At 77.3% G+C, this 26,484-nt stretch carries 23 protein-coding genes; 12 read left to right on the plus strand and 11 right to left on the minus strand.

All coding sequences use genetic code 11. The features are described from left to right. Positions 1–129: 129 nt before the first annotated feature. Together FBY24_RS13855 and FBY24_RS13860 are read left to right on the plus strand one after the other, a co-directional pair. The gene (locus FBY24_RS13855) at positions 130–3,609 is read left to right on the plus strand and encodes a glycosyltransferase (protein WP_142161459.1); all 3,480 of its coding nucleotides are present in this window, start codon (positions 130–132) and stop codon (positions 3,607–3,609) included. Further along, a complete protein-coding gene (locus tag FBY24_RS13860) occupies positions 3,606–5,162 on the plus strand; it encodes a DUF5719 family protein (protein WP_142161461.1) in 1,557 nt (518 codons plus the stop codon). The genes FBY24_RS13855 and FBY24_RS13860 overlap by 4 nt, the downstream gene beginning before the upstream one ends. A gap of 40 nt (positions 5,163–5,202) precedes the next feature. Here FBY24_RS13860 and FBY24_RS13865 read toward each other — a convergent pair whose 3' ends face one another. Then, positions 5,203–6,153: a glycosyltransferase family 2 protein gene (locus FBY24_RS13865; protein WP_142161463.1), complete on the minus strand. Its 951-nt coding sequence runs from the start codon at positions 6,151–6,153 to the stop codon at positions 5,203–5,205. A 12-nt stretch (positions 6,154–6,165) separates the two neighbouring features. After that, complete coding sequence (locus FBY24_RS13870) at positions 6,166–6,675, minus strand: metallopeptidase family protein (protein ID WP_370510993.1); 510 nt, start codon at positions 6,673–6,675, stop codon at positions 6,166–6,168. A gap of 122 nt (positions 6,676–6,797) precedes the next feature. Here FBY24_RS13870 and FBY24_RS13875 point away from each other — a divergent pair, with 122 nt between their 5' ends. From FBY24_RS13875 to FBY24_RS13890, 4 genes are all read left to right on the plus strand, one after another. Then, positions 6,798–7,181 (plus strand): DUF3499 domain-containing protein, encoded by a 384-nt coding sequence (locus FBY24_RS13875; RefSeq protein WP_142161465.1) that lies wholly within the window; start codon positions 6,798–6,800, stop codon positions 7,179–7,181. Next, positions 7,178–7,450, plus strand: coding sequence for a hypothetical protein (locus tag FBY24_RS13880; protein WP_142161467.1), 273 nt, complete (start codon positions 7,178–7,180; stop codon positions 7,448–7,450). Before FBY24_RS13875 ends, FBY24_RS13880 begins: the two co-directional genes overlap by 4 nt. Before the next feature lie 109 nt (positions 7,451–7,559). Beyond that, complete coding sequence (locus FBY24_RS13885) at positions 7,560–9,005, plus strand: phosphomannomutase/phosphoglucomutase (RefSeq protein ID WP_142161469.1); 1,446 nt, start codon at positions 7,560–7,562, stop codon at positions 9,003–9,005. After that, positions 9,002–9,205: a Trm112 family protein gene (locus FBY24_RS13890; RefSeq protein ID WP_142161471.1), complete on the plus strand. Its 204-nt coding sequence runs from the start codon at positions 9,002–9,004 to the stop codon at positions 9,203–9,205. Before FBY24_RS13885 ends, FBY24_RS13890 begins: the two co-directional genes overlap by 4 nt. Before the next feature lie 63 nt (positions 9,206–9,268). On the opposite strand, the gene FBY24_RS13895 is transcribed toward FBY24_RS13890, so the two are convergent. From FBY24_RS13895 to FBY24_RS13910, 4 genes are all read right to left on the minus strand, one after another. Continuing rightward, positions 9,269–10,177, minus strand: coding sequence for a glycine betaine ABC transporter substrate-binding protein (locus FBY24_RS13895; RefSeq protein ID WP_142161473.1), 909 nt, complete (start codon positions 10,175–10,177; stop codon positions 9,269–9,271). 75 nt (positions 10,178–10,252) lie between these two features. Beyond that, a complete protein-coding gene (locus FBY24_RS13900) occupies positions 10,253–11,125 on the minus strand; it encodes a proline/glycine betaine ABC transporter permease (protein WP_142161476.1) in 873 nt (290 codons plus the stop codon). Then, positions 11,122–12,453 carry a glycine betaine/L-proline ABC transporter ATP-binding protein gene (locus FBY24_RS13905; protein ID WP_142161478.1) on the minus strand — a complete coding sequence of 444 codons (1,332 nt, stop codon included), beginning with the start codon at positions 12,451–12,453 and terminating at the stop codon, positions 11,122–11,124. Before FBY24_RS13905 ends, FBY24_RS13900 begins: the two co-directional genes overlap by 4 nt. A gap of 433 nt (positions 12,454–12,886) precedes the next feature. Further along, positions 12,887–13,717: an RDD family protein gene (locus FBY24_RS13910; RefSeq protein WP_142161480.1), complete on the minus strand. Its 831-nt coding sequence runs from the start codon at positions 13,715–13,717 to the stop codon at positions 12,887–12,889. 101 nt (positions 13,718–13,818) lie between these two features. Here FBY24_RS13910 and FBY24_RS13915 point away from each other — a divergent pair, with 101 nt between their 5' ends. After that, positions 13,819–14,808 carry a stage II sporulation protein M gene (locus FBY24_RS13915; protein ID WP_140458572.1) on the plus strand — a complete coding sequence of 330 codons (990 nt, stop codon included), beginning with the start codon at positions 13,819–13,821 and terminating at the stop codon, positions 14,806–14,808. 40 nt (positions 14,809–14,848) lie between these two features. Here FBY24_RS13915 and FBY24_RS13920 read toward each other — a convergent pair whose 3' ends face one another. Genes FBY24_RS13920 through FBY24_RS13940 form a run of 5 tightly spaced genes read right to left on the minus strand, consistent with a single transcriptional unit; the run spans position 14,849 to position 20,309 of the window. After that, complete coding sequence (locus FBY24_RS13920; protein ID WP_142161482.1) at positions 14,849–16,159, minus strand: DUF58 domain-containing protein; 1,311 nt, start codon at positions 16,157–16,159, stop codon at positions 14,849–14,851. A gap of 4 nt (positions 16,160–16,163) precedes the next feature. Beyond that, positions 16,164–17,186, minus strand: coding sequence for a MoxR family ATPase (locus tag FBY24_RS13925; RefSeq protein ID WP_174243495.1), 1,023 nt, complete (start codon positions 17,184–17,186; stop codon positions 16,164–16,166). After that, the gene (locus FBY24_RS13930) at positions 17,183–18,445 is read right to left on the minus strand and encodes a DUF4350 domain-containing protein (protein WP_142161484.1); all 1,263 of its coding nucleotides are present in this window, start codon (positions 18,443–18,445) and stop codon (positions 17,183–17,185) included. Before FBY24_RS13930 ends, FBY24_RS13925 begins: the two co-directional genes overlap by 4 nt. Further along, positions 18,442–19,077 carry a DUF4129 domain-containing protein gene (locus FBY24_RS13935; RefSeq protein ID WP_142161486.1) on the minus strand — a complete coding sequence of 212 codons (636 nt, stop codon included), beginning with the start codon at positions 19,075–19,077 and terminating at the stop codon, positions 18,442–18,444. The genes FBY24_RS13930 and FBY24_RS13935 overlap by 4 nt, the downstream gene beginning before the upstream one ends. Next, positions 19,074–20,309: a hypothetical protein gene (locus FBY24_RS13940; protein ID WP_142161488.1), complete on the minus strand. Its 1,236-nt coding sequence runs from the start codon at positions 20,307–20,309 to the stop codon at positions 19,074–19,076. The genes FBY24_RS13935 and FBY24_RS13940 overlap by 4 nt, the downstream gene beginning before the upstream one ends. Before the next feature lie 235 nt (positions 20,310–20,544). Between FBY24_RS13940 and mtrA the strand changes: the two genes are divergently transcribed. The 5 genes from mtrA to hpf all read left to right on the plus strand — a co-directional run bounded on the left by mtrA (position 20,545) and on the right by hpf (position 26,454). Then, the gene (mtrA, locus tag FBY24_RS13945; protein WP_142161490.1) at positions 20,545–21,228 is read left to right on the plus strand and encodes an MtrAB system response regulator MtrA; all 684 of its coding nucleotides are present in this window, start codon (positions 20,545–20,547) and stop codon (positions 21,226–21,228) included. Continuing rightward, a complete protein-coding gene (gene mtrB, locus FBY24_RS13950; RefSeq protein WP_255432400.1) occupies positions 21,225–23,006 on the plus strand; it encodes an MtrAB system histidine kinase MtrB in 1,782 nt (593 codons plus the stop codon). Before mtrA ends, mtrB begins: the two co-directional genes overlap by 4 nt. Beyond that, complete coding sequence (locus tag FBY24_RS13955; RefSeq protein WP_142161492.1) at positions 23,003–24,676, plus strand: LpqB family beta-propeller domain-containing protein; 1,674 nt, start codon at positions 23,003–23,005, stop codon at positions 24,674–24,676. The genes mtrB and FBY24_RS13955 overlap by 4 nt, the downstream gene beginning before the upstream one ends. 158 nt (positions 24,677–24,834) lie before the next feature. Beyond that, on the plus strand, positions 24,835–25,677 hold the full coding sequence (locus FBY24_RS13960) for a ComF family protein (protein WP_186343263.1): 843 nt from the start codon (positions 24,835–24,837) through the stop codon (positions 25,675–25,677). Positions 25,678–25,824: 147 nt separating this feature from the next. Further along, the gene (gene hpf / locus FBY24_RS13965) at positions 25,825–26,454 is read left to right on the plus strand and encodes a ribosome hibernation-promoting factor, HPF/YfiA family (protein ID WP_140458579.1); all 630 of its coding nucleotides are present in this window, start codon (positions 25,825–25,827) and stop codon (positions 26,452–26,454) included. The last annotated feature ends 30 nt before the right edge of the window (positions 26,455–26,484 follow it).

The raw sequence follows: 26,484 nt of genomic DNA on the forward strand, positions 1-26,484 counted from the left end.
GTCCGCACCGCCGAGCCGGCGCGGACCGCGGCGGGCCCGCGCGCGACGGTGCGTGCCGGGTGGGCCGGGAGCGACGCGCCGCGTGCGCTCGCCGCCCGGACGCCGCCGCCGGGGCATGATGACGCGAGCATGACTGACACGCTGTCCCCCGTGGACCTCCCGACGACCGCCTCGGTGCCGGTGACGACGCCCGTCACGGCCGTGGTGGTGACCCGCGGACGCACCGGGTACCTCGCCACGACGTTGCGGGCCCTCGCGGCGCAGGTCCGCCGCCCCACCCGCGTCCTCGTCGTCGATGTCGGGGCGTCCGACGGCCGTGCCGTCGGGCCGGTGCTGGACGCCGCGTTCGCCCAGCTCTCCGCGCCCGTGCCCCGCCTGACGAGCGTCGGCGTGCCCCGGGCCGCGACCTTCGGCGAGGCCGTGACCGCCGGTCTCGACGTCCTCGAGCGCACGCTCGGCGGCGCACCGTCGCCGTGGCTGTGGCTCCTGCACGACGACAGCGCACCCGCCCCCGACGCCCTCGCGCACCTCGTGCGCACCGTCGGCCACGCCCCGTCCGTCGCCGTCGCCGGCTGCAAGCAGCGCACCTGGACCTCGCCCGAACGGTTGCTCGAGGTCGGGCTGCGCACCACCCGCTCCGGACGGCGCAGCACCGACGTCGAGCCCGGCGAGCTCGACCAGGGTCAGCACGACGGCCGGTCCGACGTGCTGGGCGTCGGCCTCGCCGGCGCCCTGGTCCGCCGCGACGTCTGGGACGCCCTCGGCGGCACCGACCCCGCCCTCGGCCCCTTCGGCGACGGCCTCGACCTCTCCCGCCGTGCCCGCCTGGCCGGGCACCGCGTCGTCGTCGTGCCCGCGGCCGTCGTCCGGCACGCGCAGGCGGCGTACCACGGCCTGCGGCCCGCCCGCGGGGACGGTGGCGAGCTCGCAGCCCGCGAGGTCGACCTCGACGGCGACGGCGAGCCCGACGGCGCCGACCCCACCCGCTCCTTCCTGCCGCGCCGCACCTCGCTCCTGCACCAGCGTCTCGTGCACGCCGCCCCCGCGCTGCTTCCGCTCGTCGTCCTGCTCGTGCCGACGGTCGCGGTGGTGCGTGCGCTCGGGCAGGTCGCCGCCAAGCGTCCCGGCCTGGCCGTCGCCGAGCTGCGGGCCGCCCTCACCGTGCTGCTGCGCCCCGGCGCGGTCGTGCGCGCCCGCGGCCGGGCCCGGACGACCCGCGTGCTCGCCCGGCGCACCCTGCACCCGCTGCAGGCGACGTGGCGCGACGTGTGGGTGCAGGCCCGCGACCGGCGGCTGGCACGCCTCGAGGCGCGCCGCGTCGTCCGTGCCCTCAGCGAGCTCGAGCTGCGCGAGCTCGCCGCCCTCGCCACCCGCCGTCGCGCCACCCTCGGCCTCGTGCTCATCGTGCTGGTCGTCGTCACGGTCGTCGCCCTCGGGCGCCTGCTCGGCCCTCTCCTGGCCGGCGGGGCCCTCACCGGACCCGCCCTCGCCCGGGCCACCACGCCGCTCGCGGACGTGTGGGCCGCCGCGACGTCGGGCTGGGTCGCCGCCGGGCTGGGCGACCGCGGCCCCGCCGACCCCCTCGCCCTGCTCCTCGTCCCCCTCGCCGCCCTCTCCGAGAGCGGCGCCGGCACCGCCCTCGGGCTCCTCGTCCTCGCCGCCGTGCCGCTCGCCGGGTACTCCGCGTGGACGGCGTCCGGCGCCGCGACGCGCTCGACCGTGCTGCGGGCGTGGGCCGCCGTCGCATGGGCCGCCGCGCCGGCCCTGCTCCTCGCCGTGGGGCAGACCCGCGTCGGCGCCGTGCTCGTGCACGTCGCCCTGCCCTGGGTCGCGCTGGGCCTGGCCCGTGCCGTCGGCGTGCAGCGCGTCGACCGGGTGCTGTCCGGTGTGGCCACGGCGGTACGGGCCGGCCCCCGCGCCGCCGAGGACGACGGACGCACCCCCGTGGTCGGCACGACGCCCGCCCGCGGCACCCCGTCCGTCCCGCACCCGCGCACGGCAGCCCCTGCCGAGGAGGACGGAGCGGCCGACGACCGCTTCGTCGGCGCCGCCGCCCCGACGGGGTCCGTCGCCGCCGCTGCGGGCGCCGCTCTCGCGCTCGCGGTCGTCCTCGCCGGCGCACCCGCGCTGCTGCCCGCCGTGCTCACGGTCGTCCTCGCGGTCGCGGCGACCGCGCCGCGCGGCCGCCTGCGGGTGCTGCTCGTGCCGGTGCCGTCGCTCGTGCTGCTCGCCCCGCTCCTGGCCGAGGTCGCGCGCCGCGGCACCGACGGGCTCGCCCTGCTGCTCGCCGACCCCGGAGCGCCCGCCCTGGCCGCGCCGGCGGCCGGCTGGCAGCGGGTCCTGGGCCTGCCCGCGGACGCGACGGGCCTGGTGCCGCAGCTGCCCGGCACCGCCGCCCTCGTGGTCGTCGCGGCGCCGGGCGCGGTGCTGGTCCTGCTCGCGGTCCTCGCGCTGCTGCGGGGCGCGCCCGTGTCCCGCGCCGTCCGCCTCTGCTGGTGGGCCGCCGCCGCGGGCCTGGCCACGGCCGCCGTCGTCGCCGCCGTGACCGCGGTGCCGACGGCCGAGGGCACCGGCCCCGCCTGGACGGGCGCCGCGCTCTCGCTCGCCACCCTCGGGCTGCTCGCCGCCGGCCTGCTCGGCGCCGACCGCCTGCGCGAGCGCCTCGCCGCGCAGACGTTCGGCTGGCGGCAGCCGGCGGCCGTGCTCGTCGCGGTGCTCGCCGCCGTCGTCGTGCTCACGCCGCTGGTCGGCTGGACGGCTGGAGTGCGCGGCGGGGGGTCGCCGGGCGTCGTCTCGGGCCCGGTGGTCCCCGCCGTCGGGCAGCAGGGCGCTCAGTCGGCGGCCGCGTCGCGGGTGCTCGCCCTGACGGTACGGACCGACGGCACGCTCGCCTGGCAGCTGCTGCGCGCCGACGGCACGCAGATGGTCGACCAGTCCGCGGCGGTGCGGACCCGCCAGCTCGTCGAGGACGACGCCGCGGACCCCGCGACCGCCGAGGTGCACACCCTCGTGGCGCGGCTCTCCACCAGCACCGCGCCGGACGCGGCCGCTGGGCTCGCGGCCCTCGCCGTCGGCGACGTGCTCGTGCCCGCGGCGACCGACCCGGCCGCGGACGCCGCGCGCACCCGCCTCGTCGCTGTGCTCGACGCCACGCCGGGGCTCGAGCGTGTCACCCACGACGCCGCGGGCACCCTGTGGCGCGTCGCGGGGGCGGACGGCGACGTCGTCACCTCCTGGGCCCGTACGGTGCCCGAGGACGCGTCCGACGCCGCCGCGGACGACCCCGCCCTGCTGGCGGGCGAGGCCGCCCCGGTCGACGCCGACCGACGGACCGTGCGCACCACCGTCGAGGACGGCGACGGACGCCGCGTCCTCGTCCTCGCGGAGCGGTCCGGCGACGGCTGGCACGCGTGGCTGGACGGGCGCCCCCTCGCCCCGACCACGGTCGGCTGGCGGCAGGCGTTCGTCCTCGGCGCCGACGGCGGACGGCTCGTGGTCCGCCACGACGCCCCCGGCCGCACGCCGTGGCTGAGCGCCCTCGGCGCCACCGTCGTCCTGACGGGGCTGCTCGCCGTACCGCTGCGCCGCCGGCGGGGGGTGCGCACATGAGCTCGCGCCGCGCACGCAGGGCCCGCGAGCGCGCCCTGCAGACCGTCTCGGGCGTCGCCCTGCTCGCCGCCGTCGCGGCGTCGCTCGCCGTCGGCGGACGGCTCGGGGTCGCCCCCGTGCGGGCGGGCGAGCCGGCGCAGGTCGCGGTCCCGCCCTCGGCGTCGACGCTGGTCTGCCCGGGCCCGCTGGTGCTGCCGGGCGGCTCCGGCCGCGGCGACGCGGGCTTCGACCCGGTGCCCGTCCCGCCGCAGGCCCGCGTCGAGGTGCTGTCCGTGGCGGGCCCCGGCGCCGGCGACGTCGCGGTGACCGGTCTGGACGCGGCCTCGGTCGTGACCTCCCTGCCCGCCGGCGGCGGGTCCACCGGGCTCGACGCGGCCGACACCACCACCGCCGTGCGCGCGGCCCCGGCGCAGGACGCGCCTCTCGTGGCGGCGGCCGCCGCGGTCCGCGTCACGGACGGCGACCTGCGCGGCAGCGCGGCCGTGTCGTGCACGGCTCCCGGCGTCGAGCAGTGGCTCGTCGGGGGGTCGACCACGCCGGGGGCGACGACGTCGCTGCTGCTGGTGAACGCCGGGCTGACGGCGGCCCAGGTCGAGGTCCGCGTGCTCGGTGCGGCCGGTCCCGTGGACCTGGCCTCCGACCTGGTCGTCGTGGCGCCCGGCGACCGGTCCGTGGTCGACCTCACGGGTGCGGCGCCCGGTCAGCCGGCGCTCGTCGTGCACGTCGCCTCCACCGGCGGCCAGGTCGCGGCGTACCTGCAGGACGCCCGCCTCGACGGCTTCACCCCCGCCGGGGTCGAGCTCGTCGGCGCCTCGGCGGCGCCCGCGACGCGGCAACGGGTGCCGGGCGTCTCGGCCGGGCCCGACGAGGCGGACTCCGCCGTGCTGCGGCTGCTCGCGACCGAGCGCAGCACGACCGCCACGGTCACCGTCCTCGGCGAGGAAGGTCCCGTGGACGTCCCCGGTCTCGACCGGGTGCCCCTCACGGCCGGCACGGTCGTCGACGTGCCCCTCACCGGGCTGCCGGAGGGCGAGCGCACGGTCGTGGTCGACGCGGGTGCCCCCGTCGTCGCGGCGGCCGAGTCGGCGCGCACGGGCGAGCCCGGCGAGCTCGACGACGCCCCCCGGGTCGAGCGGGCGTGGTCCCCGTCGACGCCCGGCGCCGACGGGGTCGTGGCGCTGCCGGCGGGGATGCGGGCGCGGCTCGTCGTCGGGGCGGTCGCCGCCGGCGACGCGGCCGGCGAGGGGGTGGGCACCGCGCTGCTGCGGGTGCTCGACGCCCAGGGCGAGGCGCTCCTCGAGAGCACCGTCAGCGTGGACGCCGGGACCACGGGCGCGTGGGACCTGTCGGCGCTGTCCGACGAGGACCTGTCCGACCTCGCGGCGGGGGTGCAGCTCGTCGACGCCGTCGGGGCCGAGCTCGCGTGGTCGGTCCTCGTGCAGCGCGAGCAGGCCGACGGGACGCTGGTCTCCGTGCTGGTGCCGGTGCCGGCGCCCGCGCAGGAGCCGACGGTCGCGGTCGTCGAGGACCCGCGGGTGGCGCTGCGGGGCTGAGCCGACTGCCTCGGCGGCGGTCGACCGGGTCCCGGTCGGGTCAGGCGCGCTCGGTCGCGCGCATCTGCACGCGCTCGCGCACCCGCAGCCCGAGGTTCACCGCGAGCCGCACGGGTGCCTGGTACCAGCGCCCGTACCGCCGGCCCAGGTACTGGCGGGCCGACGCGTGGTGCGCGCGGATCATCGGCGCCGGTCGCTGACGCCACGACGTGCCGCCCACGTGGGTCACGTGCACGTCGGGCACGTAGACGTTCTCCCAGCCGGCGCGGCCGAGGCGCTCGCCGAGGTCCACGTCCTCGAAGAACATGAAGTAGCTCTCGTCGAAGCCGCCGATCTGCTCGAACGCGGTCCGGCGCAGCACCAGGCAGGCGCCCGAGAGCCAGCCGGCGGCGCGCAGGTAGCCGCCCATCGTCTCGTGCCGGGCCTGGTAGGTGCGCGTCCACGGGTTGTTGGGCCACGGCTTGGCGAAGATCGCGTGGCCCGCGCCGGCCGCGAGCGACGGCAGGGCCCGCGCCGAGGGGTACACGCTGCCGTCGGTGTTCAGCAGCATCGGACCGAGCGCACCGGCCGTCGGCTGCTCGTCGCCCGCCGCGAGCAGGCGGTCCAGCGAGCCCGGGGTCCACTCGATGTCGGAGTTGGCGACCACGAGGTAGGGGGTGCTCGCGCCCTGGCAGCCGAGGTTCGCGGCGGCGCCGTAGCCCAGGTTGCGCCCCGGGACGACGAGGGAGGCGCCCGCCGCGTCCGCGACGCGGGAGGCGACGGTCTGGTCGGTCCCGTTGTCGACGATCACGAGCTCGACCGGGTCGGCGGTCGCGGTGGCGAGGGTCCGCACGAAGCGGTCGAGCTCGCTGCCCGGGTGGAAGACGACGCACACGACACGCACGCGCGTCGCCGCAGATCGGGACGCCGCCCGGGCGGTGGCGTCGGCAGGGACCGCCTCCGGCGCGGGGGCGGGGGAGGAGGGGCTCGGCGCCGGGCTCGTCGCACTCATCGTCGGCACACCCTAGTGGTCCTCGCCGTAGCCCGGGTCCACGTCGTCGGGGGATCTTCCGAGCAGGTGCGCGACCTGCTCGACGACGACGTCGCGGACGAGGTCGGCGAGGTCCGCCGGGTCCGCGGCCCGCTGCTCCACCGGGCGGCGGTAGACCACGACCCGGTGCGGCAGCCCGGCGTCGGCGGGGAAGCAGCGGCCGAGCGGGACGCCGCCGCGCTCCCACGGCGCCGGGTTCGACGGCGGGACGTCCTCGACGGCGAACTCGGTGCCGGCCAGCTGGTCGGACCACCGCTGCTCGAGCTCCTCGACGGCGTCGAGCACGAGGTCGTCGAACCGCTCGGCGCGCGTGCGGTAGCCCGGCGTCGACATCGGCAGCAGCGGGCCCCGGGGGCCCCGCCCACGACGGTCACGACGCCGGACGGCGTGCCCGCCCGCGAGCGCCGCACCGGGCGGCGGGGACGCGCGGCGCGCGACGGACCCGCGGTCCGACGGGCCGGGGCGGCGGGGCGTTGAGCTCACCGGCCCACTGTAGCCAGCGCACCGTCGCCGGCAGGGCCGTCCGGGTCGTCCGGCCGGCGTCCGGGGTACGTGGTCCGCGTGTACACGCGGGCGTGGCGCCCGGACGGGGGTACGGTCTGCACGTGAGATCCGTCCGCCAGTGCTCGCGCACCGCGTGCCCGCACGCCGCGGTGGCCACGCTCACCTACGTGTACGCGGACTCCACGGCGGTGCTCGGGCCCCTGGCGCAGCTGGCCGAGCCCCACTCGTACGACCTGTGCGTCGCGCACGCCGAGCGGCTGACGGCCCCGCGGGGCTGGGAGATCGTCCGGCTGACGCCGGACCTGCAGGCCCCCGAGCCGAGCCGTGACGACCTGCTGGCCCTGGCCGACGCGGTCCGTGAGGCGGGCCGGCGTCGTGCTCCGGAGCCGGTCGGGCCGCTGGAGTCCGTGCCCCCGCCCGCGGCTCCCGAGGACGGTCGCCGTCGCGGGCACCTGCGCGTGGTGCACGGGGACGGCGCGCCGTGAGCAGCCGTCGTCGGGGTCGTCCCGACGACGAGCCGCTGCCCCTGGGCTCGTTCAGCCGCCCGTCGTTCGGCGGTGCGCCGGGCTCGCAGGCGTGCCCGCGCTGCGGCCGCACCGACCTCACCCGGATCGAGATGGGCCTGCCGGACGGCCGCCCGGGGACGTTCGTGTCCTGCACCGGGTGCGAGACGACCGCCTGGTTCGCGGCCGACGGCGACGGCAGCCCGCTGCGGCTCGACGGCACGCCGCTCGACCTGCCGGACCGGGGCTGACCCCGCGACCCCGGGCGGCCCGTCGCGGCCCGCGGCACGGGCGCAGCCGCACCGACCCGCGTCGCTAGAGTGGGCGCAGCCAGTTCGAACCCGAGGCGAAAGAGCTCCCGTGCCCGCACCTGTCGACCTGTCCGCGCTCATCAAGGCCTACGACGTGCGTGGCACGTACCCCGACCAGCTCGACGCCCGGGTGGCGCGCGCCATCGGCGCGGCCTTCGCCGACGTCGTGGTGCTGCCGGAGGCCGCGGGCACCCCGACCGTGGTGGTCGGCAACGACATGCGCCCCTCCGGGCCCGAGCTCGTCGGCGCCTTCGCCGAGGGCCTGACCGCCCGCGGCGTCGACGTCGTCCTCATCGGGCTGTGCTCGACGGACGGTCTCTACCACGCGTCGGGCGCCCGCGGGGTCCCGGGGGCGATGTTCACGGCCAGCCACAACCCGGCGCAGTACAACGGCATCAAGCTCTGCCGCGCCGGCGCCCGGCCCGTGGGGCAGGACAGCGGCCTCACGCAGGTCCGCGAGCTCGCGGGCCGCTACCTCGCGGAGGAGGTGCCGGTCGTCGACGTGCCGGGCACGGTCCGCGAGGAGGAGATGCTGACGGAGTACGCGACGTTCCTGCGCTCGCTGGTCGACCTGTCCGGGGGGCGGCCGCTGAAGGTCGTCGTCGACGCGGGCAACGGCATGGGCGGGCACACGGTCCCGGCGGTGCTGGGCACCGGCGCCGGCCTGCCGGAGCTGCCGCTGGACGTCGTGCCGCTGTACTTCGAGCTGGACGGGACCTTCCCCAACCACGAGGCGAACCCGCTGGAGCCCGCCAACCTGGTGGACCTGCAGGCCGCCGTCGTCGAGCACGGCGCGGACCTGGGCCTGGCCTTCGACGGCGACGCGGACCGCTGCTTCGTCGTCGACGAGAACGGCGACGCGGTGAGCCCGTCCGCGATCACCGCGCTGGTCGGTCTGCGCGAGGTCGCCCGCGAGGTCGCCGCGGGACGCACCCCGACGGTGATCCACAACCTCATCACGTCCCAGGTGGTGCCCGACCTGCTGGGCGCCGCGGGCGCGCGCACGGTGCGCACGCGCGTGGGGCACTCGTTCATCAAGGCGCAGATGGCCGAGCACGACGCCGTCTTCGGCGGCGAGCACAGCGCGCACTACTACTTCCGCGACTTCTTCTTCGCCGACACCGGCATGCTCGCGGCCATGCACGTGCTGGCCGCGCTCGGGTCGCAGCCGCACCCGCTGTCGGCGCTGGCCGACCAGTACCAGCCGTACGCGGCGAGCGGCGAGATCAACTCCCGGGTCGTGGACGTGGCCGCGGCGCGGGCCCGCGTCGTCGAGGCCTACGTGACGCAGCAGGGCGCCGGCCCGGTCGAGGTCGACGAGCTCGACGGCCTGACGGTCTCGCACTGGTCGGGCCACCCGCAGTGGTGGTTCAACCTGCGCGCGTCGAACACCGAGCCGCTGCTGCGCCTGAACGTGGAGGCGGCCGACGAGGACATCATGGAGAAGGTCCGCGACGACGTCCTGGGCCTGGTGCGGCAGGAGGAGGGCGCATGAGCGACGAGGCGACGGCCGTGCGGCTCGACCCGTGGGCGCGGGCGCTGCTGCGCTGCCCGGTCACGGGCTCGGAGCTGGTGGACGGCACGGACGCGGACGGGGCACCGGTGCTGATCGGCACCGACGGCACGCGCCGGCTGGCGTACCCGGTGCGCGACGGCATCCCGGTGCTGCTCGTCGACGAGGCGCGCGCGCTCTGACACGACGAGGGACGGGCCCCCGCACGGTGTGCGGGGGCCCGTCCCTCGTCGTGGGGGCGTCGGTCACCTGCCGGCGGCCTGCTCCAGCTCGTCGACGACCTCCGGGTTCTCCTCGAGCCAGGCCCGCGCGGACGCGCCCGGGTCGGTGCCGCCGTCCTCGTTGAACATGAGGTTCTCGAGGGAGAAGAGCTGCTCGTCGGTCAGCGTGAAGGCCGCGACCATCGCGGACAGCGACGGGTAGTCCTCCGTGAAGCCGGTGCGCCCGACCGAGTGGATCTCCTCCGCGTCACCCATGACGCCCGCGGGGTCCTCGAGGTCGCGGATCGGGTACGCGTCGTAGGCCCAGTGCGGGCGCCACAGCGTCACCACGACGTCCTCGCCGGCCGAGGTGGCGGCGTCGAGCTCGGCCAGCATGGCGGGCGTGGACGAGACCACGAGCTCCATGTCCTCCAGCCCGTACTCCGGCACGGCCTCCTCCTGGACGATGCGCGTCAGGCCGGCACCCGCCTCGATGCCGATGATCCGACCGCCGAACGCGTCCGCGTTCTCGGCGAGCTCGTCCAGCGACGTGATCGGTGCGTCCTCGTTCACCGCGACGGTCAGCGTGGCGTCGTCGTACCAGACGCCGAGCTGCTCGAGGTCGTCGCCGTACTCCTCGAGGTAGTCCGCGTGCGTCGCGGGCAGCCACATGTCGAAGTTCACGTCGTAGTCGCCCGAGGCCAGACCGGTGTAGACGATGCCCGGGTCGGCCTCCTGGGTCTCGACCTCGTAGCCGGCGTCCTCGAGGACCGCGGCGAACAGGTGCGAGACGGCGATGCCCTCGTCCCAGCCGGAGTGGATGCCGATCGAGACGGTCGGCAGGTCGCCGTTCTCGAGGCGTTCGGCCTCGGCGTCGCCGCCGGAGCAGGCGGCCAGCCCGAGGGTGAGGGCCGTCGCGGTGGCGAGGGTGGTGCGCAGGCGTTCGCGGGTCATCGTGTCCTTCCGTGAGGGACGGGCCTGGTGCCCGTCCCGGGGGTGGGGAGCCGGCGCCGGGGCGCCGGACGTGTGTCAGGCCGCGGACGCGGCGAGGGCGCGCGAGACGGGTGCGCGGGCGGCCAGCGCGGACGTCACGCGGTCGAGGAACATGGCGAGGATGACGACCGACAGGCCGGCCTCGACGCCGAGGGAGATGTTCACCCGGGTCAGGGCGCTGACGACCTCGCCCCCCAGGCCGCCGGCCCCGACGAGGCCGGCCATGACGACCATCGACAGGGCGAGCATGATCACCTGGTTCACCCCGGCCATGATCGTGGGCAGTGCGAGGGGCAGCTGGATGTCGCGCAGGATGCGGCCCTCGGTGGCGCCGAAGGCGTGCCCGGCCTCGACGACCTCGCGGTCGACCTGCCGGATGCCGAGCTCGGTGAAGCGCACCCCGGGCACCATCGCGAAGATCACGGTCCCCACGATGCCCGGCACGATGCCCACGCGGAAGATGAAGACCATCGGGATGAGGTAGACGAGCGCGGGCATCGTCTGCATGAGGTCCAGCACGGGGCGGAGAAGGCCGGAGACGCGGTCGCTGCGGGCCGCCCAGATCCCCAGCGGCACGGCGAGCGCGAGCGCGAGGACGCTCGCCAGCAGCACGAGGGCGAGGCTGTCCATGGCGTTGTCCCACTGGCCGACCGCGATGACGAGCGCGAAGCCCAGCCCCGCCCCGGCGGCGAGGCGCCAGCCCCGCACGAGCAGGGCGACCACGACGAGGGCGAGCGCCGTGGCCCACGCGGGCGGGCCGGCGAGGACGGCCACGAGGACGTCGTAGGTCCCCTCGCCGAGGTCGCGCAGGGTGCGGAAGACGGCCCTGAACGTCACGGTGACCCAGTCGACCGCGGACTCGACGGCGTCACCCAGGGGAAGACGGGGCAGGGGGATCGTGGCGCTCACGCGAGCACCTCCGCATCGGTGGGCCGGTCGGTGGGGGTCGTGGCGGGCGGGGCGTCGCCGGGCAGGGGCGACCCCTGCGGCGGGGTGTGCGGCAGCTCGTCCTCGACGGTCACGTCCAGCGGGGTCATCGCCTCGAGCAGCGTCGCGCGCGGGACGACGCCCACGAGCCGCCCGCCGTCGTCGACGACGGGCACCGGCAGCGCGGACTGGGCCGCCGGGGCGAACACGTCGGCCAGCGCGGTGCCGGGGCCGACGGTCGCGACGTCGCGCTCGACCGCGTCGGTCAGTGCGGCCGCGCCCTGGCGCAGGGACTCCACGACGCCGGCGTCGCGCACGAGGCCCTGCAGGACCCGGCGGCGGTCCACGACGTACGCGGCGGGCACCTGGTGCTCGCGCAGGGTGCGGAGCACCTGCCGGGGTCCCGCGGTCACCTGCACGGTCACCGCGGGGTTGCGCATGACGGACGACGCGGTCAGGACGCGGGACCGGTCGACGTCCGCGACGAACTGGGCGACGTAGTCGTCGGCGGGTGCGGACAGCACCTCCTCGCCGGTGCCGACCTGCACGATGCGGCCGTCGCGCATGACCGCGATCCGGTCGCCGAGGTACATGGCCTCGTTGAGGTCGTGCGTGATGAACACGACCGTCTTGCCGAGGGTCTGCTGCAGCTCGAGCAGCTGGTCCTGCATCTCGCGGCGGATCAGGGGGTCGAGGGCGGAGAACGCCTCGTCCATGAGCAGCACGTCGGTGCCGGCGGCCAGGGCGCGGGCCAGGCCCACGCGCTGGCGCATGCCGCCCGACAGCTGGGAGGGCAGGGAGTCCGCCCAGCCGGACAGCCCGACCATCTCCAGGGCCTCGCCGGCGCGCTGGCGCCGCTCGTCGCGGGCCACGCCCTGGACCTGCAGGGGGTAGGCGGCGTTGTCGAGCACCGTGCGGTGGGGGAGCAGGGCGAAGTGCTGGAAGACCATGCTCACGCGGCTGCGGCGCAGCTCGCGCAGGCGCCGGGCGTCGACCTGGGCCAGGTCGTCGTCGCCGAGCACGATGCGCCCCTCGGTGGGGCGCCACAGGCCGTTGAGCATCCGGATCAGCGTCGACTTGCCCGACCCCGACAGCCCCATCACGACGAACGTCTCGCCGGCCGCGACCTCGAAGCTCGCGTCGATGACGGCCGCGGTGCCCCAGGTTCGGACCTCGTCGCGGGTCGCGCCCTGGCGCAGCCGCCGGACGGCCTCGCCGGGTCGTCGTCCGAACACCTTGGACACGCCCTCGGCGCGCAGCAGTGCGGTCACGTCCACCTCTGTGTCTCCTCGAGCCCGGCCGCCGGGCATGCGGCAGCCACGGTGGCGCGCAGGTGCGTGCCACCGTCGTCGGGCTCCATCACGGCGGGCCCCGGACCGCTCGCGGGGGCGGTCCCAGCCGGTCGGTGCGGTGCGCACCGGGTGGCGAGGCGCGCGTCACGCACACCTCGGGGCCCGTCCCGACCAGCGGCCGGGACGCGTCCACCCTGCACCGGGTCGGGAAGCCGTCGCAACCGCGGCCCGCCCGCGAACCGGGGTGATCGCGTGCGTGTCGGTGGTGCCGAGGAGCAGAAACGCCGCGCTGACCTGCGACGACGCGACCGGAACAGATCGTGACCACACCGTGACCTTGACATGGTGGATGCATGGCCAGAATGTGGCGCAGGTCACCCGTGGGTCGGGGGTCGTGCACGTCCGGCAGTACGGTCCCCGGGGCGCTCGGCCCGCGCCGGCGGCGCCGAGGTCAGGCCTGCGGCTCGGGCACGCCGTGCGGCAGCCGGTGCAGCAGGGCGCCCTCGGCCTGCTCGCGCTCCACGCGCTCCCGCTCGACGAGCGTCTCGCGCCGCCGCCGCTCGGCGAGCACCGCCGCCAGGAACGCCTCCGGGTGGGTGCCCGCCGGCGGGTCCGGGCTGACGAACGGGCGCACCTGCGCCACCAGGCGCGTCCCGAGGTCCACCCGGGACGCCACGTGCAGCCGCGTGGCCCGCCCGAGGAACTGCCGCACGGCCAGCGCGAGGCCGTCGGGCAGCCGGGCGACGTCCGCGTGGGTCGCCCAGCCGGCCAGCTCCGGGGGCATCTGCGCCCGCTCGGTCACGATCCGGGCGCCGCGCACCCGCACCCCGTAGGTGCCCGCGAGGATGTCGCCCACCCGCTTGCCGCGCGGGTGCACCACGGAGCAGATCACCGCCACGCAGCCGACCGTCATCCACAGCTCGACGACGCCGGTCAGGGCTCGGACGAACGCGTGCCGGAACAGCACCGGACCGCCGTCGTCGCGCACCACCCGCACCCCGGCCACCAGCTTGCCGAGGGACCGGCCGCGCGTGAGCGTCTCGACCGTCGTCGGGAGCACGACCATGACGACGACCACGGAGACGATGCCGACGATGCGCGTGGTCTGCTCGTCGAGCACCACCTGCGCGTTGCCGAGCACGACGATCACGACCAGCAGGAGCACGCCGAGGACCACCAGGTCGAGCAGGGCGGCGAGCAGGCGGGACGCGAAGCCCGCCGGCCGCGTCTCGAGCAGCACGCCCTCGCCGGTGACGATCCCCTGGTCGACGTCGCTGCTCACCCCGGCAGGCTACCTGCCGGCCCGGCGCCCGGGCAGCGGCGCACGGGTGGTCCGCGGACCGGCGCACCCGCCGACGCGTGACGAGGTGGCAGGCTGGGGCCGTGGACCTCGACGCCTACTCCGACGCGCGCCGCCCCGCCTGGGAGCGCCTCGACCGCCTCGTGCGCACCCGCAGGCTGTCCGGCGCGCAGGCCGACGAGCTGGTCCGCCTCTACCAGTCCACCGCGACCGACCTGTCGTCCGTGCGGTCCGCCGCCCCGGACCCGGAGAGCGTCGCCCGGCTGTCCCAGCTCCTCGCCCGTGCCCGCGCCCGGCTGGCCGGCACCCACGCGCTCTCGTGGCGCGACGTCGTCGAGTTCGTCATGGTGACGGTGCCGGCGGCCCTGTACCGGGTGCGGTGGTGGACCGTCGCCGTGATGACCGCGTTCCTCGTGGTCGCCGTCGCGGTCGGGGTGCTCGTGGCCACGCAGCCCGAGGCGCTCGCCCTCATGGGCACGCCGGCCGAGCAGCGCGACTACGTCGAGCGCGCCTTCGTCGAGTACTACGACCCCGGCGCGGGGTTCGCGGCGATGGTCTGGACGAACAACGCCTGGATCGCCGCGGTCTGCATCGGGACGGGCATCACGGGCCTGCTGCCCGCCTACATGATGCTGACGAACGCCGTGAACGTCGGGGCGGCCGGTGGCCTGATGGCCGCCCACGGCCGGCTCGACGTGTTCCTCCAGCTCATCGCCCCGCACGGACTGCTCGAGCTGACGGCGATCTTCGTGGCCGGTGCCGCGGGCCTGCGGCTGTTCTGGACGTGGGTCGACCCCGGGCCGCGCCCGCGGGGCCGGGCTCTGGCCCAGGAGGGCAGGGCCCTGTTCACCGTCGCGCTCGGCCTCGTGCTCGTCCTGGGCGTGTCGGGCCTCGTCGAGGGGTTCGTCACCGGCTCGGCGCTGCCCTGGCCGGTCAAGGTCGCGATCGGCGCGGTCGTGCTCGCCGCGTTCTGGGCCTGGACGATCGTGCTCGGCGGGCGCGCGGTGCGGGCGGGGCGAACGGGCGACCTCGAGGACGACCGCGCCGGGTACTCGGTCGCGACCGCGGGCTGACCGGAGCCGTGCGGCCCACCGGTCCTGCCGGTGGTCGGTCCTACAGGCGCCCCGCCGCCTTGAGCGCGAGGTAGGTGTCCGCCAGCCGCGGCGCCAGGTCCTCGGGCAGCGCCTCGACCACCTCGACGCCCCGCTGCCGCAGCCGCGTCGTGACCGCGACCCGCTCGAGCGCCGCGCGCTCGGCCGCTGCCGCGTCGAACACCGCCTCGGCCGAGCCGCGCGCCGTGCGCAGCGCCTCCAGCTCGGGGTCCGCCACCGACGCGAGCACGACCTGGTGCCGGCGCGTGAGCTGGCCGACCACACCCAGCAGGCCCTGCTCGACGGCCGACGGGTCGAGCGACGTGAGCAGCACCACGAGCGCGCGGCGGCTCAGCCGAGACCGGACCTGGCCCACGACGCCCGGCCAGTCCGCCTCGACGAGCGCGGGCTGCACGCCGGCCAGCGCCTGGGCCATCGCGGGCAGCACCCGCGTGGTGTCCGTGACCCGTGCCCGCACCCGCCGGTCGTAGGCGACCATCTCGACGCGGTCGCCCGCGTGCCCCGCCAGCGCGGACAGCAGCAGCGCCGCCTCGACCGACGCCTCCAGGCGCGGTGCGTCCAGCACGCGCGCCGCCGACGTGCGGGACGTGTCGAGCACGATCAGCACCCGCCGGTCCCGCTCGGGCCGCCACGTGCGGACCACGACGTCGCCCCGCCGGGCGGTGGCCCGCCAGTCGATCGATCGGACGTCGTCGCCGACGACGTACTCCCGCAGCGAGTCGAACTCGGTGCCCTGGCCGCGCACCAGGACCGCGGCGCGGCCGTCCATCTCCCGCAGACGCGCCAGGCGCGAGGGCAGGTGGCGGCGCGACGCGAACTCCGGCAGCACCCGCAGCCGGCCCGGCACGGGCAGCGACGCCTGCCGCCCGGCCAGCCCCAGCGGCCCGACGGTCCGCACCGTGACCCGGTCGGCCCGCAGGTCGCCGCGGCGCGTCGGCAGCAGGTCCGTGCGCACGCGCGCGGCCTCGCCCGCCGGCAGGTGCACGCGGTGCCGCGGCGTCCGCACGCCCGTCGGCGACGCCGCGTCGGGCAGCGCCGACGGCGGCCACGCGTCGCGCACCTGCGCGTGCAGACGGCGCGTGCCCACGTTGCGCAGCGTCAGCTCGGACGTCGCCGGCTCGGTCAGCCGCACCTGCGCGGGCACGGACCGGGTGATCGCGACGCGCCGCGGAGACGCCGACAGCGCCACGTCCACGCCGCACAGCACGACGACGACCACCGCCCACAGCAGCACGGTCGCGGGCACGGGCAGCAGCACCACCGGGACGAGCCCGAGCAGCGCGAGCAGGACGGCCCGCCGGGTCAGCGCCACGGGCTCAGCGGGGGACCGGCACGGCGGCCAGCACGGTGTCGAGCACGGTCTCGGCGGTGACGCCCTCGATCTCGGCCTCCGGCCGCAGCTGCACGCGGTGCCGCAGCGTCGGGTGCGCGAGCGCCTTGACGTCGTCGGGGGTCACGTACGCCCGGCCCGACAGCCACGCCCAGGCCCGGGACGTCGCCAGCAGCGCCGTCGCACCACGGGGCGAGACGCCCAGGCTCAGGGACGGCGACGTCCGCGTGGCCCGGCACACGTCGACGACGTAGCCGAGCACCTCGGGGGAGACCTGCACCTGCGCGACCTGGGCGCGGGCGGCCGCGAGCGCGTCCGCGCCGGCGACGGCCCGCAGCCCCGCCGCGACGAGGTCGCGCGGGTCGAACCCGGCGGCGTGCCGGCTGAGGACCTCGACCTCGTCGGCGCGCTCGGGCAGGGGGAGCGTGAGCTTGAGCAGGAACCGGTCCAGCTGGGCCTCGGGCAGCGGGTACGTGCCCTCGTACTCCACGGGGTTCTGCGTCGCGACGACGACGAACGGGTCGGGCAGGGGCCGCGCCTCGCCGTCCACCGTGACCTGCCGCTCCTCCATCGCCTCCAGCAGCGAGGCCTGGGTCTTGGGAGGGGTGCGGTTGATCTCGTCGGCCAGGAGGAGGTTGGTGAAGGCGGGCCCCTCGCGGAACGAGAACTGCGCGGACCGGGCGTCGTACACGAGCGACCCGGTGACGTCGCCGGGCATGAGGTCGGGGGTGAACTGCACGCGCTTGGTCCCCAGCTGCAGCGCGCCCGACAGCGAGCGCACCAGGAGGGTCTTGGCCACGCCGGGCACCCCCTCGAGCAGCACGTGCCCGCGGCACAGCAGCGCGATGATCAGGCCGGTGACGGCGGCGTCCTGCCCGACGACGGCCTTGGCGACCTCCGTGCGGACGTCGGCCAGCGCCGCGCGCAGGTCCGCCGGGGGTGCGGCCTGCGGGGCGGGGGTCGTCGCGCCCCAGGTCGGGGCGGCGGGGGGCGTCGTCTCGTCGGTCACGGTCGGTGAACCTCGCTCTCGAGCTGGTCAAGGTCGGCGGCGAGCCGCTGCAGGGCGGCGTCGTCGGTCGGGGGTGGTCCGTACAGGAGGGCGTCGACGTCGCGGGCCGGCCGCCCGGACGCGCGGTGCACGGCGTCGACGAGCGCGGGCCCGGAGGCCGAGCGGGGCAGCCCGAGACGGTGCGCGAGCCGTGCGGCCGTGCCCGCCCGCAGCGAGGCGCCCGCGTGGCCGTGGGCCCGGGCCCGCCGGTACAGGCGCCCGCGCCCGCGGGTGGCCTCGGCGGAGCGCACCACCACGGGCAGCGTCTCGGCGACCACCGGGCCGAACCGCCGGGCGCGCTGGACGACCGTGACGGCGAGCACGAGGAGCAGCCAGAGCACGACGGTGCGCACCCACGGCACGAGGTCGGTCAGCGACGTGGTGTCCTCGGCGACGACGCCACTGGCGTCGTCCAGCGCGGGCAGGTACCACACGAGGGTGTCGTGCCGGCCCAGCAGCCGCAGCGCCAGGGCCGCGTTGCCCTCGTCGGCCAGCGCGGCGTTGGTCAGCGGGGCCAGGTCGCTGAGCGCGGTGACCCGTCGCCCGTCCTGCTCGAGCGCGAGGTAGGCGCCGGCGCCGGGCACGTCGGGCGTCGGGAAGCACACGGTCCCGCCGCTGTCGCCCGGCAGGAGGCCCCCGCCCGCGGTGATGGTGCCGGCCGCCACCGCGTCGGGGTCGTCGCAGGCGGCTTCGCGCGTCGACGTCGCGGCACCCGAGCCGGCGGTGCCGGCGGACGGGTCGACGGTCGACAGCGTCCACGCCGCGTTCACGAGGACCAGGTCGTTGTCGAGCGCCACGAGCGCCTCGGCCTGCTCGGGCATGAGCCACGTGTCGCCGACGACGAGCACGGTCCCGCCGTCCTGCGCCGCGGCCAGGGCGGCGGCGGACGTGCGCACGTAGGTGACCTCCACGCCCTGCCGCTGCAGGATCTGCGCGAGGGCCCGGGACCCGGCCGCGCCGGGGTTGTCCGGGGCGCCGGGCGTCGTCGAGGCCGGCGGGGCGGGCAGCGCGAGGATGCCGATCGCGGGGAGCGCGAGCGCGAGGACCAGCACCCAGCCGCGGGCCCGCCGCCACCGGCTGCGCGCCCTGCTGCGGGCGGTCGTGCCGTCGCCGACGACGGTCGGGGCGGACCCGTCCGGGGTGGTGGAGGGCCCGGTGCCCGAGGCCGGGGCGGCGGCCGGCGAGGGGCCGGGGCCGGTGGTGCCGACGGGGGCGCTCATGCGACCGGCACCGGTCGGCGTCGTGCGGCGCGGACGGCGTCGTCGAGGGCCCGCAGCCGGGCGTCGTCCTGCGCGTCGGCGCGGCGACCGCCGTAGACGACGGCGTCGAACACGTCCCCGCCGTCGCGCATGGGCCCTGCCACGTCGGGCAGCTCCCGCCCGGCGTCCTGGGCCGCCTCGTGGGCGGTGCGGCCGGGGCGCTCGTCGAGCACGGCACGCTCCTCGAGCCCGCGCACGACCGCGCGGTACCGCTCGGTCACGGCGAGCGCGTGGTCGCCGCGGGCGGACGCCTCGTCGGCGGCGGTGCGCAGCTGCGCCGACGTGCGCCGGTCGTCGCCGGTGAGCACGGCGCCTGCCCGCGCGGCACGTGCCCGGCCGACCCGGACGGGCCCGGCGACCCACAGGGCCACGGCGACGACCACGACCACGACGCCGACCACGACCAGCGCGGCCGTGCCCGACGGCAGCGCGGGGCCCTGCAGCGACTGCAGCATCTCGCTCAGCCAGGCCAGCACCCGGTCCAGCAGCGACTCCTGCGCGCGGTACACGGGGTCGGCGAGCTCCTCGAGCGCCCAGCGGCGCGCGGTCGCCGCGTCGGGCTCCACCGGCACGTGCAGCACGAGGGCCCTCACGCGGTGGTGGCCGCGCGGGCCAGCTCGACGTCGAGGCCCTCGGACCGCATCCGCACGTCGACGTAGAGCAGCGCGACGACGGCCGCGAGGAACGACGTCGAGACGGTCAGGCCCACGACGTTGCCGACCGCGCTCACCACGAGCGTCAGGTCGTAGGAGCCGGTGGCGCCGACGACGAAGGACCCGATGAGGCTCGCGGGCACGATGAACAGCTGCGCGAGGACCGACACGAGGACGGACGAGAGCAGGTAGATGCCGAGCAGGCGCCAGAAGCTACCCCGCGTCAGGCGCCAGGCCCGGGCGACGGTGGCCCAGAACGGCTTGCCCTCGAGCATGAGCGCGGCGGGCACGAGCAGCGTGCGGACCATCACCCACACGCCGGCGACGAGCACGGCGAGCAGCCCGACGACCAGGACGACCCAGGCCAGCGCGTCCTGCCCCTGCACGAAGGCGAGGGCGACCACGCCGCCCAGCGCGCCCAGCACGACGAGCTGGGCGAGGCCGACCAGCACGGAGAACCCGAAGACCCACCACACGCGCGGCGACCGCAGCACCTCGCGGATGCTCACGGTGCGGCCGATCACGGAGCGGCTGACCGAGACGATGAGCAGGCCGGTGAGCATGGTGACGGCCGGCACCAGCAGCGGCGCCGTCACGGTCTGGGCGCCCGAGAGCGCGAGCACGTCGGTCATCTCCGCGCCGCCGTCGGCGGCCAGGCCGCTGCTGAGCATCGCGTCCGAGAGGCTGGCGGCGAGGATCCGGCTCAGGTACAGCTGCACGAGCGTCTGCAGGACGACGGTGACGGTCACGACGAGGGCCGTCAGGCCGAACATGACGGTCGGGTTGGCCCGGATCGCGCGGACCGACCCGTCGAGGACCTCCCCGAGGCCCAGCGGGCGCAGCGGCACGATCCCGGGCTGCACGGGCGCGGGGACCCACCCCCCGGCGCCGCCGTAGGCGGGCGGGGCGTCCTGCCCACCGCCCCACCCCGCGGGCGCCTGCCAGCCGGGTGCGGGCGCGGCGGTGTCGGTCTGCGGGCCGGCGGCCGGCGTGCCCCACGCGGCGGGCGACGCGGGCTCGCCCCATCCGCCGGGCCCGGCCGGCGGCGGGGGCGGCGTCCCGCCCGGTGCGGACCACGCCGCCGGTGCAGGTGCGGCCGGCGCGGCCGCCGGGTCGGGCGACCCGGGCGCCGACCCCGTCGGCGGGCGCAGGTCGTCGTGCGGGGCGGTCATCGGCGTGCTGCTCCTCGGCGGTGCTCGTGGGCCCGTGCCCCGCTGGCCGGACCGTGCCGGGCCGCGCCGGTCGGCGGGCCGGCGCGCAGGTCCGGCGCGCAGGTCCGGGGCGTGCGGCCCCGGGGCCCTCATCGTGCCACGCGTGCGCCCGCCGCGGCCCGCCCGCCGCGACACGCCCCGCGGTCTCACCCGCCCGCGCGGCGGCGCCCGCGGCGGGCGGTGAGAGGATGCCGCCATGAAGGGACGCGTCCTGGTGGTCGACGACGACACGGCACTGGCCGAGATGATCGGCATCGTGCTGCGCTCGGAGGGATTCGACCCGGTGTTCTGCGAGGACGGCGACGAGGCCCTCGGGGCGTTCCGGGCGTCCGCCCCCGACCTGGTCCTGCTCGACCTGATGCTGCCCGGCCGGGACGGCAACGAGGTTTGCCGGCAGATCCGCGCGGAGTCCGGCGTCCCGATCGTGATGCTCACGGCCAAGTCCGACACGGTCGACGTCGTCCTGGGCCTGGAGTCGGGCGCCGACGACTACATCTCCAAGCCCTTCAAGCCCAAGGAGCTCGTCGCCCGCGTGCGCGCCCGCCTGCGGCGCACCGACGAGCCGTCCCCGGAGCACCTGGCCATCGGCGACCTCTCGATCGACGTGCCCGGCCACCGCGTCGAGCGGGCGGGCCGGCCGATCTCGCTGACGCCCCTGGAGTTCGACCTGCTCGTGGCGCTCGCGCGCAAGCCGTGGCAGGTGTTCACCCGCGAGGTCCTGCTGGAGAAGGTGTGGGGGTACCGCCACGCGGCCGACACGCGCCTGGTGAACGTCCACGTGCAGCGGCTGCGCTCCAAGATCGAGAACGACCCCGAGCGCCCCGAGATCGTCGTGACCGTGCGCGGCGTCGGCTACAAGGCGGGCGTCGCGGGGCCGTGACCCGACCGGCCGGCAGCCGCGCCCGCACCGACGCCGTGCGCGCGCTCGCCCTGCGGTGGCGTCTGCTGCGGGTCCGTGCCGCGCGGCGGGCCCGCTCGGCGTCCCGCCACTGGCGCTCGTCGCTGCAGGTGCGGGTCCTCACCTCGACCCTGACGATCGGTCTCGTCGCCCTCGCGATGCTCGGGCTGTACGTGGGCGACCGGGTGCGGGACGGGCTGTTCGACGCCCGGCGCGACCAGGTGCTGCGCGAGAGCGCACGCAGCACGCAGCAGGCGCAGGGGCTGCTCGACGCGGCCACGGCCACCACGGGCCGGCAGGTGCAGATCCTCCTGCAGGACGTCACCGACCAGGTGTACGCGAGCGGCTCGGGGGAGCGGGACGTGTTCATGCTGCGCGCACCGGGGCAGACGTCGACCGTCGGCGCCATCGCCACGGCGAGCGACCGCGCCCTGGTCGACCTCGTCAGCCGCGAGCTCAAGGAGGCGACGGCCGGCGGCGGGCAGCACTGGCAGTCCGTGGGCGTCGTCCAGGACGACGGGCGGGTCTCGCCGGCGGTCGTCGTCGGCCAGGACGTCACGGTGCCGGTCGTCGGGACCTACCAGATCTTCTTCCTCTACAGCCTCCAGGCCGAGCAGGACCGGCTCGACTTCCTCCTGCGGACCCTCGCGCTGGCGGGTGCGGCCCTGGTGGTGCTGCTGGGCGCGACGACGTGGTCGGTCACCCGGCGGACCGTGCACCCCGTCCGTCGTGCCGCCCAGGTCGCCGAGCGCCTCGCCGACGGCCACCTGTCCGAGCGCATGCCCGTGCGCGGCGAGGACGAGATGGCCACGCTCGCCCGCTCGTTCAACGAGATGGCCGAGAGCCTGCAGGACCAGATCCGCCGCATGGAGGAGCTGTCCACGCTCCAGCGCCGGTTCGTCTCCGACGTCTCGCACGAGCTGCGCACGCCGCTGACGACGATCCGGATGGCCGGGGAGGTGATCCACGCCTCCCGCGAGGACTTCGAGCCCGCGGTCAAGCGGTCCGCCGAGCTGCTGCAGACCCAGCTGGACCGGTTCGAGGACCTGCTGGCCGACCTGCTCGAGATCAGCCGGTTCGACGCCGGTGCGGCCGTCCTCGACGCCGAGGGGCGCGACGTGCGCGACGTCGTGCTGCGCGCGGTCGACAACGCCGCACCCCTGGCCCAGCGGCGCGGCTCGTGGGTGCACGTGGACCTGCCCGGCACGCCCGCGACCGCCGACATCGACCCGCGGCGCGTCGAGCGCGTGCTGCGCAACCTGCTCGTCAACGCCGTCGAGCACGCCGACGGATCGGCGGTCGAGGTCACCGTCGGCGCCGACCAGCACGCCGTCGCCGTCACGGTCCGCGACCACGGCGTCGGGATGACCGCCCAGGAGGCCGCCCACGTGTTCGACCGCTTCTGGCGCGCCGACCCGGCGCGCGCCCGCACGACCGGCGGCACGGGTCTCGGTCTGGCGATCTCCCTGGAGGACGCCCACCTGCACGGCGGCTGGCTGCAGGCGTGGGGCCGGCCCGGGCGCGGGGCGAGCTTCCGGCTGACGCTGCCGCGCCGGGCGGGCATCGTGCTCACCGGCTCGCCGCTGCCGCTGGAGCCCGACGAGCACCCCGTGGCCCACGTCCAGCCCGCCCGCCCGGTGCACGACCCGGCGGCGCTGCCCGAGCTGCCTCCCATGACCGGCGAGATCACCGTGGTGGGCGGCGGACCGGGCGGGGCTGCCGGGTCGGGCCGTCACCCGCGGGCCGAGGCGGAGCGGTGAGCGCCGCCCGGACGTCCCCGCACCCCCGGCCCCGCCCGCGCACCGGCGTGCGCGCGCTCGTCGGCCTGCTCGCCGCCGCGCTCGCCGGGTGCGCCGCGATCCCGACCTCGGGGCCGGTCGTCGAGGGCGACGGCGAGGTCGGGGAGCGGGACCGCGTCGTGGTCCTCGCGCAGGGACCGCAGGCCGACGCGGCGCCCGAGGAGATCGTCGAGGGCTTCCTGCTGGCCGGCGCCGCCGAGGTCACCGCCGACTTCGCGGTCACGCGCGAGTACCTCGTCCCGCAGGCCCGCTCGGAGTGGGACCCGCTGGCCGGCGCCGTCGTCGCGGAGGACGTCACCTACGAGCAGACCGGCGAGGCGCGCATCACGGCCGAGGCGACCGTGCTGGGCACGGTCGACGCCGAGGGCCGCTACGCCCAGGCCCCCGACGGCGCGCGCGAGTCCCTCGTGTTCGAGCTCCAGCAGGACGGCGACGGCAGCTGGCGCATCGCCCGGGCCCCCGACGGCCTCGTCGTGACCGCCCGCGACCTCGAGCGGCAGTTCCGGGCCACGTCCGTGTACTTCCTCACCCCCGACCACCGGCACCTGGTGCCCGAGCTGCGATGGTTCCCCGACCGCGACCTCGCCCTCGCCACCGCGGTGGTCCGGGCGCTGCTCGCCGGGCCGTCGCCCTGGCTGCGCGACGCCGTGACCAGCGAGATCCCTGCCGGTGCGGAGCTGCGGCCCGAGGCGGTGACCGTCGAGGACGGCGTCGCCGAGCTCTCGCTGCAGCCGGCCCAGGCCGTCCAGGAGGCCGACCGCGGCCTCCTGCTCGCCCAGGTCGAGGCGTCGCTGCGCCCGCTCGGCGTGACGGGCGTCGAGGTCAGCGCGGGCGGGGTGCTGCTCGAGGGCGCGTCCGCGCTGGAGGCGTGGGAGGGCGGCGACGCCGAGGTCGTGGCCGAGGGTGCGCTGCTGCGGCTCGCGGGCGGCACCGCGACGCCCGTCGAGGGCGTCGAGCCCGGACCCGTCACGGGGCTGGCCCGCAGCGAGGACGGCGCGACCCGCGTGGCCGTCAGGCCCCCCGGCGAGCTCGTGCAGATCGGCGCCGACGGTGTCGTCCCCCTGCTGACGCGGACCGCGCTCGTCCCGCCCTCGGTCGACCCCGAGGGGTACGTGTGGTCCGCGTCCGGCGTCGCCGGTCGCCCCCTGCTGGCCCTGGCCCCCACGGCGGAGGAGGTCGAGGTCGACGCGGACTGGCTCGCGGACCGGGCCGTGCGCGGGCTGCGGGTCTCCCGCGACGGCACCCGGGTCGCCGTGGTGTCCACGGGCGCGGACGGCACCACCCTGGACGTCGCCGGGGTGGTCCGCGACGAGACCGGCGCACCCGTGCGGCTCGGCCCCCCGGTGCGCGCGGGTGCCCCGCTCGACCCGTCGGGGCCCGTGGTCTGGGTGGACGACGTCACGCTGGCGGTCCTGACGCAGGGCGACGTGGGGGCGCCGTCCCTCGTGACGGTCGGCGGCCCGAGCACCGCGCTGCCGGTCGTGGCGGACGCGGTCGCGCTGGCCGCGGGCCGTGGCGAGCGGTCGCTGCTGGTGCTCACGGCGGACGGCGACCTGCTGCGCTACGACGGCCGGACGTGGGTGCGCGTGCCGGGCGTCGGGCCCGTGACGGCCGCCGCCTACCCGGGCTGAGGTCGTCCGGGCGGGACTCCCGACGCCGGCATCGCGTCCGGTACCGCGGCACGGCGCCGGGTGCGGCCGAGCCGTCCCCAGCCCGGCCCGCACGTCGCTCCCGCCCCGGGTGCCCGCCGCTGGCCGGCGGACGCCCTCTGCCGGGGCAGCCTGGCAGGGTGCGGACGGGTCGGGCAGGGGGCAGGACGGCGCCTGCGGTCCTGCGGCGGCTGGCCCGGCTCGTGCTGCCCGTCGCGTGCGCGGGCTGCGGGCTCGAGGACGTGCCCTGGTGCGACACGTGCGACGGCACGCTCGCCGGGCCGCTCGTGCGCAGCGAGCGCGGGGCGGCCCGCCTCGACCTCGCCGACGGCCGGGTGCTGCTGCCCGTCGGCGCGCTGACCGCCTACGCGGGACCGGTGCGCGCGGCGGTCGGGGCCTGGAAGGACGGCGGCCGTGCCGACCTGGACCGCGTGCTCGCGGACCACCTCGCGGACGCCACGACGGCGCTCGCCCCCGACCTGCTCGCGCGCACCGGTGGACCCGTGGTGGTGGTGCCCGCGCCGTCCACCGCGTCCGCCCGTCGCCGCCGCGGCCGTGAGCCGGTCGCCGCGCTCGCCGCCGGTGCCGCTGCGGGGCTGCGGGACGGCGGGGTGCCGGCACGGGTGGAGGCGCTGCTGCGCCGGGCCGGCGGGCCGGACCTGGCCGGGCTCGGCGCCCGGGCCCGCCAGGAGGCGCTCGCGGGCCGGGTGCGCACGCGACGCGGCGTCGCGGGCGGCGACCCGGTGCTCCTCGTCGACGACGTGCTGACCACCGGGGCGACCCTCGCGGCGTGCGTCCGTGCGCTCGACGGCGTGCCGGTCCTCGGGGCGGTGGTGCTCGCGGCGACGCCGCCGCCCCGGCCCCCGGCCACGCCGCCGCCGGGACGACCTGGCGACGACGGCGTCGGCCTGGCGCGGGCGGCGCACGGATCCGTGCAGGTCCACCCGCCGCGCCGCGTGCGCGGTGCGCCCGGACCGGGTTAGCGTGGAGCACTGGAACGACGACGCACCGCCCCTGGCGGCGCGCGGCGCCCCGAGGAGGTGATGCCACCCCTGCTCCCCGTTCGGGGCAGCAGACGTCCCTCGTCCGGGCGGGGTCGTCCCCGTCCCTCACCTCCTGAGGAGGCACACATGGAGATCGTGGTTGCAGGCCGGCACACCGAGGTCACCGCGCGGTACCGCGCGCACCTGGAGACGAAGCTCGCCAAGATCGAGCAGCTGGCCCCCCGCGCGCAGCGCGTCGACGTCCTCGTCTCGCACGAGGCCAACCCCCGGCAGTCCGGCAGCAGCGAGAAGGTGGAGATCACCGTCCTCGACAAGGGCCCGGTGATCCGCGCCGAGGCCTGCGCGGACGACGCCTACGCGGCCCTCGACCTCGCGCTCGGACGGCTGCTGGAGCGGCTGCGACGGCACCGCGACCGGCGCAAGGACCACCGCAACCACACCCCGGTGCCCCCGGTGGACGTGCGGCCGCCCGAGCAGGTGCCCGCGCCGGAGCCGGCGCCGGAGCCCCAGGACGGCGACGTGCACGAGACGACGCTCGGGGACTCGCCCGTCGTCATCCGCGAGAAGCTGCACCACGCGCAGCCGATGACCGTCGACGACGCCCTCTACGAGATGGAGCTCGTCGGCCACGACTTCTTCCTGTTCGTCGACGCCGAGACGGCGCAGCCGGCGGTCGCGTACCGCCGTCGGGGCTGGAGCTACGGCGTCATCAAGCTCGACCAGCCGGTCGTGCGGGCCGAGGCGCCCGTCGGCTGACCGGTCGGGCACCGCGCGACGACGGGCCCG

Source organism: Cellulomonas sp. SLBN-39, from assembly GCF_006715865.1.
In the GTDB taxonomy this organism is placed as follows: Bacteria; Actinomycetota; Actinomycetes; order Actinomycetales; family Cellulomonadaceae; genus Cellulomonas.

What these genes read in the sequence shown, in the direction of transcription:
- FBY24_RS13855 (WP_142161459.1), top strand. Translation starts at nt 130, where the DNA reads ATGACTGACACGCTGTCCCCCGTGGACCTCCCGACGACCGCCTCGGTG.
- FBY24_RS13860 (WP_142161461.1), top strand. Translation starts at nt 3,606, where the DNA reads ATGAGCTCGCGCCGCGCACGCAGGGCCCGCGAGCGCGCCCTGCAGACC.
- FBY24_RS13865 (WP_142161463.1), bottom strand. Translation starts at nt 6,153, where the DNA reads ATGAGTGCGACGAGCCCGGCGCCGAGCCCCTCCTCCCCCGCCCCCGCG.
- FBY24_RS13890 (WP_142161471.1), top strand. Translation starts at nt 9,002, where the DNA reads ATGAGCGACGAGGCGACGGCCGTGCGGCTCGACCCGTGGGCGCGGGCG.
- FBY24_RS13895 (WP_142161473.1), bottom strand. Translation starts at nt 10,177, where the DNA reads ATGACCCGCGAACGCCTGCGCACCACCCTCGCCACCGCGACGGCCCTC.
- FBY24_RS13905 (WP_142161478.1), bottom strand. Translation starts at nt 12,453, where the DNA reads ATGCCCGGCGGCCGGGCTCGAGGAGACACAGAGGTGGACGTGACCGCA.
- FBY24_RS13930 (WP_142161484.1), bottom strand. Translation starts at nt 18,445, where the DNA reads ATGAGCGCCCCCGTCGGCACCACCGGCCCCGGCCCCTCGCCGGCCGCC.
- FBY24_RS13940 (WP_142161488.1), bottom strand. Translation starts at nt 20,309, where the DNA reads ATGACCGCCCCGCACGACGACCTGCGCCCGCCGACGGGGTCGGCGCCC.
- mtrA (WP_142161490.1), top strand. Translation starts at nt 20,545, where the DNA reads ATGAAGGGACGCGTCCTGGTGGTCGACGACGACACGGCACTGGCCGAG.
- hpf (WP_140458579.1), top strand. Translation starts at nt 25,825, where the DNA reads ATGGAGATCGTGGTTGCAGGCCGGCACACCGAGGTCACCGCGCGGTAC.